The organism is Streptomyces sp. NBC_01261 (assembly GCF_036226385.1).
Classification (GTDB): domain Bacteria; phylum Actinomycetota; class Actinomycetes; order Streptomycetales; family Streptomycetaceae; genus Streptomyces.
Window position 1 is genome coordinate 4,704,876 of the sequence record NZ_CP108463.1, and the last position, 16,084, is coordinate 4,720,959.

19 protein-coding genes are annotated in these 16,084 nt (G+C 71.7%); 10 read left to right on the plus strand and 9 right to left on the minus strand.

Annotated elements, in window-relative coordinates; translation table 11 throughout:
• Positions 1-28 precede the first annotated feature (28 nt).
• Positions 29-1,498 (plus strand): FAD-dependent oxidoreductase, encoded by a 1,470-nt coding sequence (locus OG226_RS20370; protein ID WP_329349658.1) that lies wholly within the window; start codon positions 29-31, stop codon positions 1,496-1,498.
• On the opposite strand, the gene leuE is transcribed toward OG226_RS20370, so the two are convergent.
• Positions 1,495-2,151 (minus strand): leucine efflux protein LeuE, encoded by a 657-nt coding sequence (gene leuE / locus OG226_RS20375; RefSeq protein ID WP_328679798.1) that lies wholly within the window; start codon positions 2,149-2,151, stop codon positions 1,495-1,497. The two genes, OG226_RS20370 and leuE, sit on opposite strands and share 4 nt — an antisense overlap.
• A 95-nt stretch (positions 2,152-2,246) precedes the next feature.
• On the opposite strand from leuE, the gene OG226_RS20380 reads away from it, so the two are divergent.
• Positions 2,247-3,110 carry a L,D-transpeptidase family protein gene (locus tag OG226_RS20380; protein ID WP_443066897.1) on the plus strand — a complete coding sequence of 288 codons (864 nt, stop codon included), beginning with the start codon at positions 2,247-2,249 and terminating at the stop codon, positions 3,108-3,110.
• A gap of 225 nt (positions 3,111-3,335) precedes the next feature.
• Here OG226_RS20380 and OG226_RS20385 read toward each other — a convergent pair whose 3' ends face one another.
• The 6 genes from OG226_RS20385 to OG226_RS20410 form a co-directional block, all read right to left on the minus strand.
• Complete coding sequence (locus OG226_RS20385; RefSeq protein ID WP_329349660.1) at positions 3,336-4,511, minus strand: hypothetical protein; 1,176 nt, start codon at positions 4,509-4,511, stop codon at positions 3,336-3,338.
• Positions 4,511-5,173: an RNA polymerase sigma factor gene (locus OG226_RS20390; RefSeq protein WP_328679802.1), complete on the minus strand. Its 663-nt coding sequence runs from the start codon at positions 5,171-5,173 to the stop codon at positions 4,511-4,513. The genes OG226_RS20385 and OG226_RS20390 overlap by 1 nt, the downstream gene beginning before the upstream one ends.
• A gap of 268 nt (positions 5,174-5,441) precedes the next feature.
• Positions 5,442-6,629 (minus strand): AI-2E family transporter, encoded by a 1,188-nt coding sequence (locus tag OG226_RS20395; RefSeq protein WP_328679803.1) that lies wholly within the window; start codon positions 6,627-6,629, stop codon positions 5,442-5,444.
• A 120-nt stretch (positions 6,630-6,749) separates the two neighbouring features.
• On the minus strand, positions 6,750-7,766 hold the full coding sequence (locus OG226_RS20400) for an iron-containing redox enzyme family protein (RefSeq protein WP_329349661.1): 1,017 nt from the start codon (positions 7,764-7,766) through the stop codon (positions 6,750-6,752).
• Positions 7,763-7,975 (minus strand): CDGSH iron-sulfur domain-containing protein, encoded by a 213-nt coding sequence (locus OG226_RS20405; protein WP_329349662.1) that lies wholly within the window; start codon positions 7,973-7,975, stop codon positions 7,763-7,765. The genes OG226_RS20400 and OG226_RS20405 overlap by 4 nt, the downstream gene beginning before the upstream one ends.
• Positions 7,956-8,636, minus strand: a complete 681-nt coding sequence (locus OG226_RS20410) for a HemK2/MTQ2 family protein methyltransferase (RefSeq protein WP_329349663.1) — start codon at positions 8,634-8,636, stop codon at positions 7,956-7,958. Before OG226_RS20410 ends, OG226_RS20405 begins: the two co-directional genes overlap by 20 nt.
• Before the next feature lie 317 nt (positions 8,637-8,953).
• Between OG226_RS20410 and OG226_RS20415 the strand changes: the two genes are divergently transcribed.
• Positions 8,954-9,124, plus strand: coding sequence for a hydrophobic protein (locus tag OG226_RS20415; protein WP_318022077.1), 171 nt, complete (start codon positions 8,954-8,956; stop codon positions 9,122-9,124).
• Positions 9,125-9,181: 57 nt separating this feature from the next.
• Entirely contained in the window at positions 9,182-9,340 is a 159-nt protein-coding gene (locus OG226_RS20420; RefSeq protein WP_329349664.1) for a hypothetical protein, read from the plus strand.
• 77 nt (positions 9,341-9,417) lie between these two features.
• Here OG226_RS20420 and OG226_RS20425 read toward each other — a convergent pair whose 3' ends face one another.
• On the minus strand, positions 9,418-9,654 hold the full coding sequence (locus OG226_RS20425) for a hypothetical protein (RefSeq protein ID WP_329349665.1): 237 nt from the start codon (positions 9,652-9,654) through the stop codon (positions 9,418-9,420).
• A gap of 202 nt (positions 9,655-9,856) precedes the next feature.
• On the opposite strand from OG226_RS20425, the gene OG226_RS20430 reads away from it, so the two are divergent.
• The 6 genes from OG226_RS20430 to OG226_RS20455 all read left to right on the plus strand — a co-directional run bounded on the left by OG226_RS20430 (position 9,857) and on the right by OG226_RS20455 (position 15,626).
• Positions 9,857-10,708, plus strand: a complete 852-nt coding sequence (locus tag OG226_RS20430; RefSeq protein WP_328679810.1) for an STAS domain-containing protein — start codon at positions 9,857-9,859, stop codon at positions 10,706-10,708.
• Positions 10,705-11,076, plus strand: coding sequence for an STAS domain-containing protein (locus OG226_RS20435; RefSeq protein WP_328679811.1), 372 nt, complete (start codon positions 10,705-10,707; stop codon positions 11,074-11,076). The genes OG226_RS20430 and OG226_RS20435 overlap by 4 nt, the downstream gene beginning before the upstream one ends.
• A 68-nt stretch (positions 11,077-11,144) precedes the next feature.
• Positions 11,145-11,495 carry an ATP-binding protein gene (locus OG226_RS20440; protein ID WP_443067003.1) on the plus strand — a complete coding sequence of 117 codons (351 nt, stop codon included), beginning with the start codon at positions 11,145-11,147 and terminating at the stop codon, positions 11,493-11,495.
• Positions 11,492-12,553, plus strand: coding sequence for an ATP-binding SpoIIE family protein phosphatase (locus OG226_RS20445; protein ID WP_328679813.1), 1,062 nt, complete (start codon positions 11,492-11,494; stop codon positions 12,551-12,553). Before OG226_RS20440 ends, OG226_RS20445 begins: the two co-directional genes overlap by 4 nt.
• 21 nt (positions 12,554-12,574) lie before the next feature.
• Entirely contained in the window at positions 12,575-14,029 is a 1,455-nt protein-coding gene (locus tag OG226_RS20450; RefSeq protein ID WP_328679814.1) for a sensor histidine kinase, read from the plus strand.
• Positions 14,019-15,626 carry a fused response regulator/phosphatase gene (locus OG226_RS20455; protein WP_328679815.1) on the plus strand — a complete coding sequence of 536 codons (1,608 nt, stop codon included), beginning with the start codon at positions 14,019-14,021 and terminating at the stop codon, positions 15,624-15,626. Before OG226_RS20450 ends, OG226_RS20455 begins: the two co-directional genes overlap by 11 nt.
• 109 nt (positions 15,627-15,735) lie before the next feature.
• On the opposite strand, the gene OG226_RS20460 is transcribed toward OG226_RS20455, so the two are convergent.
• A complete protein-coding gene (locus tag OG226_RS20460; protein ID WP_329349667.1) occupies positions 15,736-16,080 on the minus strand; it encodes a hypothetical protein in 345 nt (114 codons plus the stop codon).
• Positions 16,081-16,084: the final 4 nt, after the last annotated feature.

Here is a 16,084-nt window from a genome sequence, read left to right on the forward strand (position 1 = left end):
CACTTAACAGCGTTAAGGAGACTGGATCATGACCGAACACGGGATCACGACCGAGCACGGAAACCCGGCCGAGCACGTGGACGTACTGATCGTCGGCGCCGGCCCCACCGGACTCGCCCTCGGCATCGACCTCGCCCGGCGCGGGGTGGACGCCCTGGTCGTGGAGCGCGGCGCCGGGCTGTCCCCCGGCTCGCGCGGCAAGGGCATCCAGCCGCGCACGATGGAGGTCTTCGACGACCTCGGCGTGCTGGACGCGGTCCTCGCCGCGGGCGGCGACTACCCGGTCGGGATGGTCTGGCAGGACGGCGAGCGGGTCGCCGAGCAGAACATGTTCGACCCGGCCGAGACGAACGTGGACTCGCCGTACGGCGCCCCGTGGATGGTGCCGCAGTGGCGCACCCAGAAGATCCTCCGGGCCCGGCTCGACGAGCTGGGCGGCCGGGTGTCCTTCGGCCGCGAGGTCACCGGGCTCACCCAGGACGAGGCCGGTGTGACGGTCGGGTTCGCGTCCGGCGCCCCCGTCCGCGCCCGGTACGCGGTGGCCGCGGACGGCGGTCGCTCGGTGATCCGGCGCGGGCTCGGCATCGGAATGACCGGCGAGACCGTCGACCCGCATCCGATCCTGGTGGCGGACACCCGCGTCACCGACCTGGACCGCGACAACTGGCACATCTTCCCGCCGCGGGGCGACGAGGGCTTCCTCGCGATCTGCCCGCTGGCCGGGACGGAGGACTTCCAGGTGATCGCCCAGATCCTGGACGACAGCACGCCCGACCTGTCCCTGGACGGCGTACGGAAGATCGTGGCCGCCCGCTCGCACCTCGCCCCCGAGGACATCACGGAGATCCGCTGGGCCTCGGACTTCCGGCCCCGGGCGGCCCTCGCGGACCGTTTCCAGCAGGGCCGGGTCTTCCTCGCCGGCGACGCGGCGCACGTCCACTCGCCGGCCGGCGGCCAGGGCCTCAACACCAGCGTCCAGGACGCCTACAACCTGGGCTGGAAGCTGGGCGCGGTGCTGCGCGGCGAGGCTCCCGCGAGCCTGCTCGACACCTACGAGGAGGAGCGGCTCCCCAACGCGGCCGAGATGCTCGGCCTGTCCACCAAGGTCCACCGGGGCGAGGCCCGCCGCGGCGAGGCGACCCGCCAACTGGGCATCGGCTACCGGGAGTCGAGCCTCACCGAGGAGACCCGGCCGGCGGGTGAGGGCCTGCGGGCCGGTGACCGCGCCCCGAACCGGACCGTCGCGGGCGTACGCCTCCTCGACGCCTTCCGGGGCCCGCACTGGACCCTGCTCGCGCTGGGCACGAAGGCACCGGCGATCGCGGCGGCCGGTGACGGCGAGGCCGTGCGCGTCGTGGCGGGCCCGGCGACCGAGACGTACGGCACGGGCCTCTTCCTGGTCCGCCCCGACGGCTACGTCGGTTGGGCGGGCGACACGGACGAGGGCCTGGCCAAGTACGCGGAACGCTTCAACCTCGGCCTGCCGACCGGCAGTTAGACCGAGCTGGCCAGTGACAGCTTCAGCGCGAAGCCCAGGAACAGCGCCCCCGCCGCCGAGGTGGCCCCCGCCGCGAGCCGCCTGCGGCGGCGGAAGGCTGTCGCCAGCCGGGTCCCGCTGAAGATCAGGGCACTGAGGTAGAGGAAGCTCGCCAGCTGCGCGAAGGCGCCGAGCACGACGAACGACAGGGCGGGGTAGGCGTATCCCGGGTCGACGAACTGAACGAAGAAGGCCACGAAGAACAGGATCGCCTTCGGGTTGAAGAGGCTCACGACGAAGGCACGGCGGTACGGCCGCTCCTCGGCCGCCTCCGCGACGGGCGCCGGTTCCATCGCGGCCCGCTCCTTGCGGCTGCGCCACATCGCCCACGCGGCCCGCAGCATCCCGAACGCCAGCCAGGTCAGATACCCGGCCCCCGCGTACTTCACGATCCCGAACAGCACGGCGTTGGCCTGCAGCAGCGAGGCGACCCCGGCCGCGGAGAGCGTCATCAGCACGGTGTCCCCGCACCAGACACCGGCGGCGGCCGTGTACCCGGCCCGGGTGCCGCGCCGGGCGGCGACCGAGAGGACGTACAGCGAGTTGGGTCCGGGCAGCAGGACGATCAGGACCAGGCCGGCCAGGTAGGTGGGGAGGTCTATGACACCGAACATGAGAACGAGTGTCGCATGCGCCGGACGCCGTTCGCGGCCCCTTTTCCGGGGGTACGTGTCCGGGTACGAGGCCGGTGAGACGACGGGGGTCCGCGATGCGTACTACGGGTATGCGGAGGCGTACTACGGGCACGGCGAGGGCGATCGCCGCCGCGGTGGCCCTGTCGGGACTGGTGGCGGTGTGCGGCTGCACGGTGCAGGGCACCGACGCGGACGGCGGGCACCATCTGCCCGTCCGCATCAAGCTGCCCGGCAGCAGTGGCAGTAGCAGCACCGATGGCGGCGGTGACGGGAAATCCTCCGCCTCCCCGAGCACCGGCCGTGCCGCGAACGTCCTGTGGTCGCGCGGGGACAGCGGCGGGGACGTACGCGAACTGCAGGCACGGCTGCGGCAGGTCGACTGGCTCTTCGACGGGCCGACCGGGACCTACGACGACCTCACCGAGCAGGCCGTCGCGGGTTTCCAGGGCAGGCGCGGGCTGCCGAAGACGGGCGCTACCGACACCGTCACCTGGCAGCGGCTGCTGAGGATGACGCACGAGCCGGGCAAGTGGGACCTGTACCTGATGGGCGGCCAGCCGGCGGGCGCCCCCGACCCGCGCTGTCTCACCGGCCGGGTGCTGTGCATCGACAAGACGAGCCGGACCCTGCGCTGGATGATCGACGGGCGGACGGTGTCGACGATGTCGGTGCGGTTCGGCGCGGAGCTCACCCCGACCCGCGACGGTGTGTTCCAGGTCTACTGGAAGGCCCGGAACTGGGTGTCCACGCTCTACCACTCCCCCATGCCGTACGCGATGTTCTTCAGCGGCGGCCAGGCGGTGCACTACTCGTACGACTTCTCGATGCGGGGTTACGCGGGCGGCTCGCACGGCTGCGTCAACGTACGGGACGAGGCGGCGATCGCGAGTCTCTTCGCGCAGGTGCGGACGGGCGACAAGGTCGTCGTCCACCAGTAGGGGTATGGGGCGCGGGCGGGACCGGGGGAACGTGTCCCACCCGCGCCGTGTGCACGAGCCGTAGGTACGGGGGGAACCCCGGCTCTGTGCGTTGGCCGATGACCAGTCGGCTCACTCAGTACTGCGCCACGACGGCCGAAAATGTCACACCTGCCGCGAAGAAAAGTCCACGAGCCACGAAAGCGCAGGTCAGCGGCGTTCGATCGGTTCAGGACACGCCGTACGTCAGAGCACGCCGTACGTCGGGCTCGGCGCCGGGGTCTGCCGGGTGTCGGTGGTGTGCGACGGGGCAGCGGTGGTCGTCGACTGGTGCCGGGCGAGCGGGGTGAAGTCCGAGGGGCCGGAGGTGGAGGCGCCGTTGTTCTGGAAACCGCCGCCGCTGCCACCGCCGTTACCGCCGCTGCCATTGCCGTTGCCGCCGTTGCCGCCGCCCGGGGCGATCGGGGCCATGTTCCCGCCGCTGCCGCCGCCCTGACCGCCGACCGGCTCGTCGGAACCGTTCTGGTCGCCGCCCTGACCGCCACCGTTCTTGCCGTTACCGCTGCCGCCGCCCTTGCCGCCGCCGTTCTTGTCGTCCATGTCGGTTCCGGTGCCGGGGTGTTGGAGGAGGCCCTTGCAGTACGACCACACGTGGGAGGTACCGCCCGCCACGCCTTCCAGGGTGTGCTTGCGGCCGGGGGCCAGGGGCTTGCCGTCGCGCACGGCACGGCACGACGAGGTGACACCTCTCCACCAGCCGCCGGAACCGAAGGACTTGCCGTCACCGGTACCGGCGGAGGGCGTGGGGTTCGTGCCGCTGCCTGCGGCCTCGCCGGAGGAGTCGTCGGAACCGCCGCCCGCCGTGGGCGTGCCCGAGCCGCCGGTGCCGCTCGGCGAGGGCGAGACCAGCGTGCGGTCGGGCGGGGTCACGGCGGCGGAGATGGAGGAGGCGGGCGTCGGGTCGTCGTGGAACGGCGTCGGAAGGGCTCCCGTGCCGACCGCGGCCGCTACCCCGCCGAGCATGCCGACGGCGAGCGCGGCGGCCAGGCCGACCCGTACGGGTCTTCCCCAGCGCGGCCCCGGGACGGTCGCGTCGGGCCGCCCGAGCCGGACGAGACCGGCGTCGGAGGACGGCCCGCGGCCGAGTCGGCCGAGGGTCGCCCGCTCGACATCCTTGCCGGTGCGCGCGGCCCTGAAGGCGGCCAACGCGGCTTCCTCGCCCGGGAGTTCGATCTTGGCCGGCGAGGGTTCCACGGACAGCGCGCCCAGGGTTCTGGCGAGCCGCTCGGCCTGGGCACGGGCGGCCGGGTCGACGGCTTCCAGGGACTCGCCCCGCAGCAGCAGTTCGGCGGTCTCACGGTCCAGCCATCGGCCGGGGGTCCGAGGGGTGTCCCCCGGAAAAGCAGAGCGCTCGTCGGCCATCACATGTCCTTCTGCGTCCGCGCGCGCGTATGCGTCACAGTGGCGGACGTCACCGCGCGGTCGCGCGGGTCTCGCTGGGGCGGCAGGGCGTCGAGGGCCGCGGCCGATTCCGGGTCGCCGCCGAGCAGTTCCGCCAGCCGTTTCAGCCCGCGGTGCGCGGCCGTGCGGACGGCGCCGGGACGCTTGCCGAGGGTCTCCGCGGCGGTCTTGGCGTCGAGGCCCATGACCACCCGCAACACGACGGCCTCGGCCTGGTCCTGCGGGAGTTGGGCGATGAGGGAGAGGGTGCTGCCGGTGGTCATGGCCTCGATGGCCTCGCCGGCGGTGTCGGACTCGGCGGCGCGGCCGGTGAGTTCGGTCTCGTCGCCGCCTATCGCGGGGCGACGGCCGCGCATCCGTATGTGGTCCAGGGCGCGGTTGCGGGCGATGCGGGCGGCCCATCCCCGGAACCGGTCCGCGTCCCCGCTGAACCGGTCGAGGTCACGGGCGATCTGCAGCCAGGCCTCGGACGCGACGTCCTCGGCGTCGGGATCGCCGACCAGCGTCCGTACGTATCCGAGCAACCGTGGGTGCACCGTGCGGTACACAGTCCGGAACGCGGTCTCGTCCCCGTCCTGTGCCGCAAGCACCGCGGCGGTCAGCTCCGCGTCGTCCCCCAGCACGTGGTCCCTCGAATGGTGTTGGTCGCGTCCGCACTCCGGCGCGAAAGGCACGTTACGACCTGAAACTGTTCCTCGTCCATGTCCGTACAAGACGCAACTACTTGGTTCGGACCCCTGGTGTGACAGAAAACGCACTCCCGGCGCTGTAAAAAGTACGGGCCGCCGCGCGGCCCGTACAGCGCGACGGCCGGGGCCTCTCCTGTGGGGGGTGGCGGCCCCGGCCGTCTCCGCGGTTCACGGCTCCGCCCGTCCGGATGTGCCGTCCGCGTCATTCCCGTTCCTTCTGCGGGAAGACGTACTCGTCGAGGATCAGGCCGACGGCGACGGCCGCCGGGATGGCGACGAGGGCTCCGATGATCCCCAGCAGCGCCCCGCCGACCAGCACCGCGAGCACGGTGACCAGCGGATGGACGTCCACGGCGAACTTCATGGCCCTGGGCACGATGAGGTAGTCCTCGGCGACCCGGAAGACGACGTAGAAGACCGCGGTCGCGATCGCGACGGGCAGTGACACGGAGAGCGCGACGAGGCTGACGACGATTCCGGCGAGGGTGGAGCCGACGATCGGGATCAGGTCCATCAGGGCGGTGAAGATGCCCAGCGCGGCGGCGTACGGGACGCCGGTGGCCGCGCACCAGCCGAAGGTCGCGACGCCCGCGATGCCGGAGGTGACGAGGTTGCCGAGCATGAACTTGCCGATCCGGTTCATGATTTCCTCGGCCACGCCCTCGACGCGCTCACGGCGGCCGGCCGCCACGAACCGGTAGCCGAACTGCTTGATCGTCGGCAGGGCCGCCATGCAGTACAGGGTCACCGTGATCACGATCGCCGTGGACGTGACGGTGCTCAGGACCAGCTGGCCGGCGCCCAGGACGCCTCCCGCCAGACCGGACGCTCCGTCTCCCGAGCCGATCTGCTCCTTGGCCTTCTCGACCACGTGGTAGCGGTCCTCCAGGCGGCCGATCGTGGACTGGTGGTTGTGGACCTGCTCCAGCCACCCGGGTACCGCGTCGACCAGCGCGCTGATCTCCTTGGCGACCGGCGGAATGACCAGCGCCAGGAATCCGGCGAGCACGACGACGAACCCCGTCAGGACGATCGCCACGGCCCAGCCGCGCCGCAGACCCCGGCGCGTGAACCAGACGACGAGCGGTTCCAGGCTGATCGCGATGAACACGGCCAGCAGAATGAGGGTCAGCATCGAACTGACCCGCAGAACGGTCTGGACGGCCAGCCACGCCAGGCTCGCCCCCAGCCCCAGCGCGAAACCGACCGTCACCCAGGACCGCCGGCGCCCGCCGCGCGCATCCCGCCGCGGGGGCTGCCGCGGCGCCTCCCGAAACTCCTGCACGGCGTCCGACGGCCCGCCGTCGGAGCCGTTCGCAGCCGCCCCTTCCGGCCCTTCCGGCCTGCCGTGCTCGTCCCGGGCGGACTCGGACTCGGACTGCGCAGACATCGCGACGCCTCTCTCGGCTGTCTCACCCGGGCGGGTGGCACCCGTCCCGGGTACCCAGACACCCCGCTCGTACCGCGTACGCACCGGGCCCGCCCGTCCCGCCTCCGTGTCGAGGGCAGCTCACAACGGTGTGCGCAGTGAAGTACGGCCGTCCGCCCAGGCCGTGAGGAAGTGGTCGCCGAGCCGCTTCTCGGTCCATTCGGTGGCGTCGACGCCGAAGGCGACGTCTTCGTCGAGGGAGGGGTCGGTTTCGAGGAGGCCGCCCACGACGTCCCGGCGGACGATCTGCTCGTGGACCGCGTCGGCCTCGACGTGCTCGGCGTAGAAGTGGACGGCGGCAGGGCCCGCGCCGACCCGTCGCAGTCCCTCGGCGAGGCGTCGTGAGCCGGGCGACGAGGTGGTCTCCACGGCGGCGAAGTGGCCCACCAGGGCTCCGCGCAACACTCGGTGCAGTCCGAACAGGGACATGAGGTTGACGTTCGTCAGCATCTCCGGGCCGGCCGCGTCGACGTACCGTCCGTACGTGGTGTCCAGACCGAGGTCCGTCATCAGGTCGGCGAACAGCCGGGCGTGGACGCGCTCGGCCCGTCCGGCCCCGAACTCGTCGTACTCCACCGCCACCATCGCGGCCTTCGCGCGTCCGGTCAGCCGCGGGATGACCCAGGCGTGCGGATCGGCTTCCTTCAGGTGGTAGAGGGAGCGCTGGGCCGCGTACTCGCGGAACTGCCACAACTCCCCTTGTTCCTTGAGGAATTGAGAGGGACCTTCGGGGACGGCGGGTTCCACGAGAAGGTCCGCGAGCGCGTCTTCCGCCCTTCTCGGCGGGCCGACGTCGGCCCGGAGCGCGGACAGGAAGCGGTGCTCCATCTCCGCCCGCAGCCGCAGCAGGCCGGGGTCCCACTCCCACGCGGGGTCGACGCCGGCGAAGCCGCGGTAGTGCAGCTCGTAGCAGAGGTGGAGCGTGAGCTGGAGGTCGTCCCCGTACGGGTCGGCGGACGCCGCGGTCACCCGCTGCGGCAGCGGTGTCCCGGCGGGGCGGGTCAGGGCCTGGCGGACGGTACGGGAGAGTTCGCCCCTGCTGCGCGGCAGCGCGGGGTCGGTGGCGTGGTCACGGGCGGGCGGTGCGGTGGTGGTCACGGGGTCCGCCTCTTGTCTCGGGCACGGTGGCTGGTGTCGCACCAGGGGTAGGAGCGGCTGCGCCGGCAGACGCAGAGGGCGACGACGAAGCGGTCCGAACACACGGTGCTGCCGTCGTCGAGCACGACCTCGACCGGGCCTTCGACGAGGATCGGCCCGTCGTTCGTCAGCGTGACGCGGTGCGGGGGCTCAGCGGGTTCGTTCGGCACGGATGATCACCAGTTCTTCCTTCTCCTCGTCGGCGTCGACGAGCCCCTGCTCCCGCAGCCACGCGGTGCGCGAGCGGAGCACGGGACCGAAGGGCACCATGCGTCGGTCGGTCACCCGGGCTTCGAGTCCCGACCGCTCCAGGCCGGCCAGGGTCGGCGCGATGCCGCACAGGGTGGAGTGCACGAGCAGCAGCACCCCGCCGGGACGCAACGACGTGTGCGCCCTGCCGCAGATCCGGTCCAGCAGGAGACGTCCGTCGGCACCCGCGTCCCACGCCACCGCGGCACGATGGCGGCCGGGCTCGGCCCAGGGAGTCGGGACGTAGGGCGGATTGCTCACGACGACGTCGAACCGGCGGCCGGTGACCGGGCCGAACAGGTCGCCGTGGAGGACCTCGACGGGCAGGCGCGCGAGCCGGGCGTTGAGGCGGGTGGCGAGGACCGCGCGGTAGGTCCGGTCGACGGCGGTGACATGGGCGCCCCGCCGGGCGGCGGCCAGGGCGAGGGCACCGGCACCTGTTCCGATGTCGAGGACGGCGGCTCCGGCGCGGAGGTGCTCCCGGTCCAGTGCCTGCGTCAGCAGTTCGGTGTCGTGCTGGGGGGAGTACACCCGCCACGGGGCCAGCACCGGGCCGCCCCCGCCGTCGTTTCGCGCCGTCATGTTGAGCACCCGTACACCTCGCAGCCCGCGCCCCGAGCGGGTCACGGGACGCACCCGTCGGGTGGCTCCATGCGAGGGGGCGCCTCACGGGCGAACCTCAGAGGGAACACCCGACCAATGCGTCGCGCTCCGAGTGCCCGGCGATTCGGACCTCACACGGCACAACGGACACTTCCGCGATCAACGGACACTTCCGCGATCATGCGGGCGTCGCAGCCGAACGCGACGCGGACCGGCCCGCCGGCGTGCCGGATCAGCCGCCGTCAGGACGTCTGACCGGACCGTTCCGGGGCACTCGGCAGTCAGGAGGTTCCATCATGATCCCCATCCTGTTGGTGTTGCTCTTGGTGCTGATCCTCTTCGGCGCCGGTTTCGCGGTCCAGATTCTCTGGTGGATCGCCGTGGTCGTACTCGTCCTCTGGCTGCTGGGATTCCTGGTGCGCGGGACGAACGCGAGCGGGTCCCGGGGGCGCTGGTACCGCTGGTAGTGCCCGACACGGGCCGCACTCGGGCCGGACAGCCCTCACGAAAGATCTGGAGCGACGATGACCAAGCACGAGCACGCACGGCCCACCCCTCCGTCGCAGGCTCCCGGGGAGAGCGGCGACCAGGAGGCCCGCGAGGAGGCGGAGGAAGCGGCACGCCCCCGCCCGCAGGACGACGAGTCCGAGGAAGCCTCCGCGTCGGACGGGTCCGACGAGTAGGAGTTCCGGCCCGGCTCGTCAGGGCACCCACCGGTGCCGGTACGCGGACACGATGGGCGACATGAGCCCCCCGGGTCTCACCCGGCCGGGCGGAGAATCGGTCCCGCGTACCGCGTCGCCCGGGGCGACGCGGGCACCTGGAACGCCTGGACCACGGCCATGACGATCTCCAGACCGTGCTGACCGACGGTGCGCGGATCGGCCGCGCGGGCGAGGAGCTGGACACGCGCGAGGTCCGCGGCCCGGCGGAGGAAGTCCGCCGCGAGGTCGCGCGCTTCGCCGATGGAGGTGTTGTCGCCGTCGGCAGGCTCCACGCAGTGGCACCTTCGTTCCCGTTGTCCGCGCGAATTGATCAGGGCCGGCCGTGCCGCGCGTGATCCGGATCGTCGGTATCGGTGCTCCCCTTTCCCGCCACCCCACCATGCGCCAGTCGCTCGAAAAATGACCTCGGCGCCTGTGCCGTAGGCTGCGCCGGTCGGTCCTGACGCATACATATGAATATCGAAGGAGTACCGAATGGTGAAGCGAGACGGCGCTGTGGACCTGGTGGGGCTCCTGTCGGTCGACGGCCAGGACCTGGCCGCGTCATGGGTCGGAGAGGTGACAGGCTCGCTGGGCGGCCGGGTCAGCGCGGCCGAGCTCAATCGTGAGCTGCGCGAGCTGTACGAAGCCCTGGTGGAGGCACTGCGCAAGGGCGCCGCCGACGTCCACTCGGAGCACATGTCCGAAGTCCGCGCCCTTTTGACGGAATTGTCGAGGAATCGGGCCCGGCAGGGATTCTCGCCGAGTGAGACCGCCGTCAGTGTCTTCGCGCTGAAACGTGTTCTCGAACCCGTGCTGGAAAAAGGCACCGCGGACGACATCCGCGCCTATCTGCGGCTCGCCCGAATACTCGACAGTCTCGGGCTCTTCACCATCGAGACCTACACGCAGACGCGGGACGAACTCATCACCGCGCAGGCGGAGCAGCTGCTGGAGCTGTCCACGCCGGTCGTGCGCCTGTGGGACGGGGTCATCGCCGTACCGCTCGTCGGCACGCTGGACTCGGCGCGGACCCAGGTGGTGATGGAGAAACTCCTCCAGGCCCTCGTGGACACCGGCTCGGAGCAGGCGATCATCGACATCACCGGCGTTCCGGCCGTGGACACCCAGGTCGCTCAGCACCTGCTCAAGACCATCGTGGCCGCCCGGCTGATGGGCGCCGAGTGCACCGTCTCCGGCATCAGCCCGCAGATCGCCCAGACGATCGTCGCGCTGGGCATCGAGTTCGACGGCATCGTGACGAAGGCCAGTCTGGCGGACGCCCTCAAGCTGGCCCTGCGCAGGTCCGGCGTGGACCTGGTCGCGCACACCGGCGCGCGACGATGAGTGACCGCATCCCGATCCTGCGGATCGGAGACACCCTGGTGGTGTCCGTCCAGTTCGACCTGGAGGACCAGACGGTCCTCAACCTCCAGGAGGATCTGGCCGACCAGATCGTGGCCAAGTCGGCCCAGGGCGTCATCATCGACATCAGCGCTCTGGAGATCGTCGATTCCTTCGTGGGGCGCATGCTGGCGACGGTGGCGTCCATCTCGCGCGTGCTGGATGCCAGGACCGTGGTCGTGGGCATGCGCCCGGCGGTGGCCATCACCCTGGTCGAGCTGGGTCTTTCGCTCGGCGGCGTCAGCACCGCTCTCGACCTGGAGAAGGGGCTGGCGAAACTGAGCCGGTCCACCGATTCGGGCCCCAGGTGACAGCCCCCTGGACGACCGACGAAGAGCCGCAGGTCTACGGCGTCGCGCGCAGTGGCGATCTCGTCCACATCCGGCAGGCCATCCGCGCGCTCGCCCAGCGGTGCGGTCTGTCCCTCGTCGACCAGACGAAGATGATCACCGCGGCCAGTGAACTCGCCCGCAACACCCTGATCTACGGCGGCGGAGGCACGGTCAGCGCCGGGCTGGTCAGCGCGAACGGCAGACGGGGTGTGGGCGCCGTCTTCGAGGACACCGGCCCGGGAATCCCCGACGTCGAACAGGCGATGACCGACGGCTGGACCTCGGGCGGCGGACTGGGGCTCGGGCTGAGTGGTGCCCGACGGCTCGTCGACGACTTCCGGCTCCGCACCGCGCCCGGCGAGGGCACGGCCGTCACCATCATCAAGTGGGCGCGATGAGTACCGCGGCCCTCCTGGAGGGTGAGGACCTGGCCTGGTTCCGGGACGGGCCGTCCCTGCCGGTGACCGCCCGGGGCGCCGCCACCGCGCTGGCCCGGCGCATCGGGCTCGGCAGCCACCGCGCGGCCGAGGTCGCCCTCGCCGTCACCGAGGCCGCGACGAACGTCCAACGGCACGCGGTCGACGGCGCCCTGCTGCTGCGCGTGGTGCGCTCCGGCGACGTGGCCGGGGTCGAGTTCCTCACCGTCGACTCGGGGCCCGGGATGGCGGACGTCTCCGCCGCCCTCGCCGACGGAGCGTCCAGCGCGGGCACCCTGGGCATCGGCCTGGGCGCGGTCGCCCGCCTCGCCGACCACTTCGACCTGCACTCCGTACCCGGCCGCGGCACGGTCATGGCGGCCCGCTTCTGGCCGCGTACCGGGGACGGCAGAGCCGTCGTGGCGTCCTCCCCTGACGACTCCCCCGCCGCAGGTGTGACCAGGCCCATCAGCGGCGAGACCGTGTGCGGGGACGCGTGGGCCGTCCGCGCGGTGGCCGGTGACGGCGGCGGGGACCACCCCACGCTCCTGGTCATGCTGTGTGACGGGCTGGGCCACGGGCCGCTCGCGGAGCGCGCGAGCCAGGCCGCGGTCCGGGCGTTCCGGGGCACGCACGATCTCAGTCCGCAGGGCGCCCTGGAAGCCGTGCACCGCGCGCTGCGCGGGACGCGGGGCGGTGCGGTCGCGGTGGCGCGGATCGAACCCGCCGCGGGGCGGGTGCTGTACTGCGGTATCGGCAACGTCAGCGGTTTCGTCGTCGACGACCGCGGGCGCCGCGCCCTGTTGTCGGCTCCGGGGATCGTCGGCGCGCACATGCGACGGCTGCGGACGTTCGAGGAGCCGCTGCCCGAGCACGGCGCCCTGGTCATGCACTCCGACGGACTGACGGAGCGCTGGGACCCGGGAACCCTGCCGGGTCTGCTGGGTCACTCGCCGCTCGTCATGGCCGGACAACTGCTCCGCGAGGCGGCTGTGCGGCGGGACGACGCCAGTGTCGTCGTGGTCAAGGGCGCCTGGTGAGCGGTGCGGAGAGGAGCGGGCATGCCGAGCGACGCGTTTGAGCGGAGTCCGCGCGACGGGTCGCTGCGCGCCGACCGCCCGCCGGCCGCCGGAGCGGTGGCGTCGATCGGTCTCACCACTCCCCAGGACGTGTTCGGTCTCCGCCGCAGCGCCCAACAGGCCGCGACAGCCGTGGCGTTGGACCGCCAGGACCAGGTCCGGCTGGCCACCGCGCTGAGCGAGATCGGACGCGACCGGCTCGGGTCCCGTGGGCTGGAGGTCACCTTCGGCCTGGACGCCACGGCCCAACCGATGGCGCTCGTCATCACGTTCGTCTGGATCGGCGGGCCAGCGCCGGCCCAGGACACGCTCGACCTGGCGGCGAAGCTCGTCCGCGTCGACCACGAGGCCGGTACGACGGTCAGCCGGATCGTCGTCACCCAGCCGATCACGGCACAAGGGGCGACGGCGGCCGACCTGCGCGCGCGTCTGGCGAAAGTGCTCGCGGGCGGCGCCCGGTCCACCGAGGCGGACGACCTGCGGGCCCAGACCCGCGACCTGGTGGCCACGCTGGAGGAGACACGCGCCCAGCGGGAGGAACTCCGGCATCTGAACGAGGAGTTGGAGGAGACCAACCGCGGAGTGCTCGCGCTCTACTCCGAGTTGACCCAGGAGCTGGAGACCACCAACAGTGGCGTGCTGGCCCTGCACTCCGAACTGGATGACAAACGCCACCAGTTGCTGGAGGCGAGCGAGTCCAAGACCCGCTTCTGGACCAACATCGGCCACGAACTGCGCACCCCGGTCAACTCCGTGGTCGCGCTCTCCACCCTGCTGCTGGCGCCCAGTTCACCGCCGCTCACCGAGGAACAGCGGGAACAGGTCGACCTCATCGCGTCCTCCGGCCACACACTCCTCTCCCTCGTGAACGACCTGCTGGACGTCGCCAAGGCCGAAGCAGGTCACCTCGACATCCACCCCCAACCGGTCGATCTACGGCTGCTGTTCGCCCACCTCGGCACCCTCCTGCTGAGCAGCCCCAACCACGACCGGGTCCGTCTCGTCACCCCCGGTCTCGAACAACAGCCGACCCTGGTGACCGACGAGACACTGTTGGTCCGCATTCTGCGCAACCTCCTGTCCAACGCCCTGAAGTTCACCGAGCGCGGCGAGGTCCGCCTCGATGTGGCCGTCGACCCCGAACCGTCGCCCCACGCCGTCCTGTTCACCGTCACGGACACCGGAGTCGGCATCCCTCCCCACGAACTCGGCCGGGTCTTCGAGGCGTTCTACCAGGTCCGCGGACCGCACCAGAAGGGACGGCCGGGCACCGGCCTGGGCCTGCCCTACGCCCGCACCCTCACCGAACTGCTGGGCGGTTCCCTCACCCTCACCAGCACCGCGGGCGTCGGCACCCGGGTACAGGTACGTCTGCCGGACCTCGGCCCGGAACCCCCGAAGGAACCGGACACCGAAGGGGCGGACCATGACCGATAGAGTCCAGGATCTGTCGCCCGCGACCGTCCTCGTCATCGACGACAACGAGACGAACCGCTACGTCCTCACCAGCTGGCTCCGGCGCGCGGGCCACATGGTCATCGGCGCCAGCACCGGTGAACAGGGACTCACCCGGCTGAACTCCACCGAGGACGCGCTGCCGGACCTCGCGATCATCGACGTCCGGCTGCCCGACATGAGCGGCTTCGAGGTCAGTGAACGCCTCAAGGGCGATCCGCGCACCGCCCATCTGCCGGTCATCCAGATCTCCGCCGCCGCCATCAGCCCGGACGACCACGCGGAAGGGCTGAGACGCGGCGCGGACGCCTATCTCGACCAGCCCATCGACCCCGGCGAGCTGCTCGCCACCGTCACCGCCACGCTGCGCTACGCCAGGGCCCGCCAACGCGCCGAACGGCTCGCCCGACGCCTCATCGCACTGAACACGGCGACGCTGGACGTGTACAGCGCCGTGGGCTTCCACTCCTTCGCCTCGGCGGCCACCGGCGGCGCGGCCGGCGTCCTGGACAGCTCGGCCAGCGCGGTGTTCCTCTCACCCCAGGCGCAGGCCGTGCACAGCATGATCGACGACCCGCACGCCACCGTACGCACCCATCCCGCTCAACCGGGGCTCCTGGACCAGCTGGCGGCCCACGGTCTGAGCCACCAGGACACCGGAGTCAGGATCGTCCGCGTCCCGCACAGCCAGTGGCGGGCCCTGCTGCCGGCCGACCACCTGCCCGGCGAGATCGCGCTCGCGGTCGCCCGCACCAAACGCGGCCGTCCTCCCGTCTGCCTCGCCGTCCCCGCGGCGGCCCTGAGCAGCGCCGACGACGAGCAGCTCTTCCAGCAACTGGCCAACGCGAGCGCACTTGCCCTCGAAGCCCTGCGGACCTACAACGAGGAACACGCCCTGGGCCTGGCCCTCCAACGCTCCTTCCTGCCCAAGGAGTTGCCGACGGTCCCCGGCGTCGAGCTGGCCTTCCGCTACCTGCCCGCCTCCGAACACGCCGAGATCGGCGGGGACTTCTACGAAGCGGTACGGACGGTCAACGGTCTGCTGCTCGCCATCGGAGACGTCGTAGGGCACTCGGTGGAGGCCGCGACCGTCATGGGCGAGGTGCGCCACGCCCTGCGCGCCTACGCCATCGAGGGCCACCCTCCCCACCACGTCCTGGAACACCTGGAGACGCTGCTGGGCCAGTCGCAGCCCGGTGTCACGGTCACCCTCTGCCTGGTCCTGGTCACCCCGCACGACCGGCACCTGCACATCGCCAACGCCGGCCACATCCCCCCGCTGCTGATCGACCCGGACCGCGGGCCACGCTTCCACCACCCGCACGGCCCGCTCCTCGGCATGGGCCTCCCGCATCCCCCGCCCACCGTCGTGCCGGCCCCGCCCGGCACCCGCCTGCTCCTGGTCACGGACGGCCTCGTGGAGGTACGCACCGCCCATCTCGACACCACACTCGCCGAGTTCAGCGACGCCGTCGCCGACGGCCCGCACGAACTTGAGGAGTTGTGCGATCTGCTGCTCGCGCGTTTCGGACAGAACAAGGACGACGACATCGCTCTGATCGCCGCCCTGTTCACGTAGGCGGCCCTACGAACACGACGACCGAGAAGACCGACCGACCGGTGTCGCCGAGCGCACGGCCCACCAGCTCTCGTGGGTCGGACTCTCGCAAGGACGACGTCCTGACCCGTCACCCCTTCGTCGTGAGCCGCAGGCCGACCTCCTTCTCCCGGCCTCCTGACGCCGCACCCCAGTGGTCCACGGCGAACGCCGTACTCAGAGCCTCGAACAGTCGGTCCACGGCGACGGAGGCGCCCTGGAGCGTGGCGGAGACCGAGTTGTCCAGCGGAACGGGATCGGTCGGGATCCGCTCCCGTTCCGGCTCGAACTCCGCGGTCCACACGGCGGAGTGGTCACCCGGCTGCTCCTGCGGCATGTCGTCGAGGGAACGGCCGGTCGGGAACGCCATCCGCAGGACGCCGAAAACGGTGGCGGCATCCTCCTTGGACGCTCCGGTGAGGGACACGGTGGCCATCAGG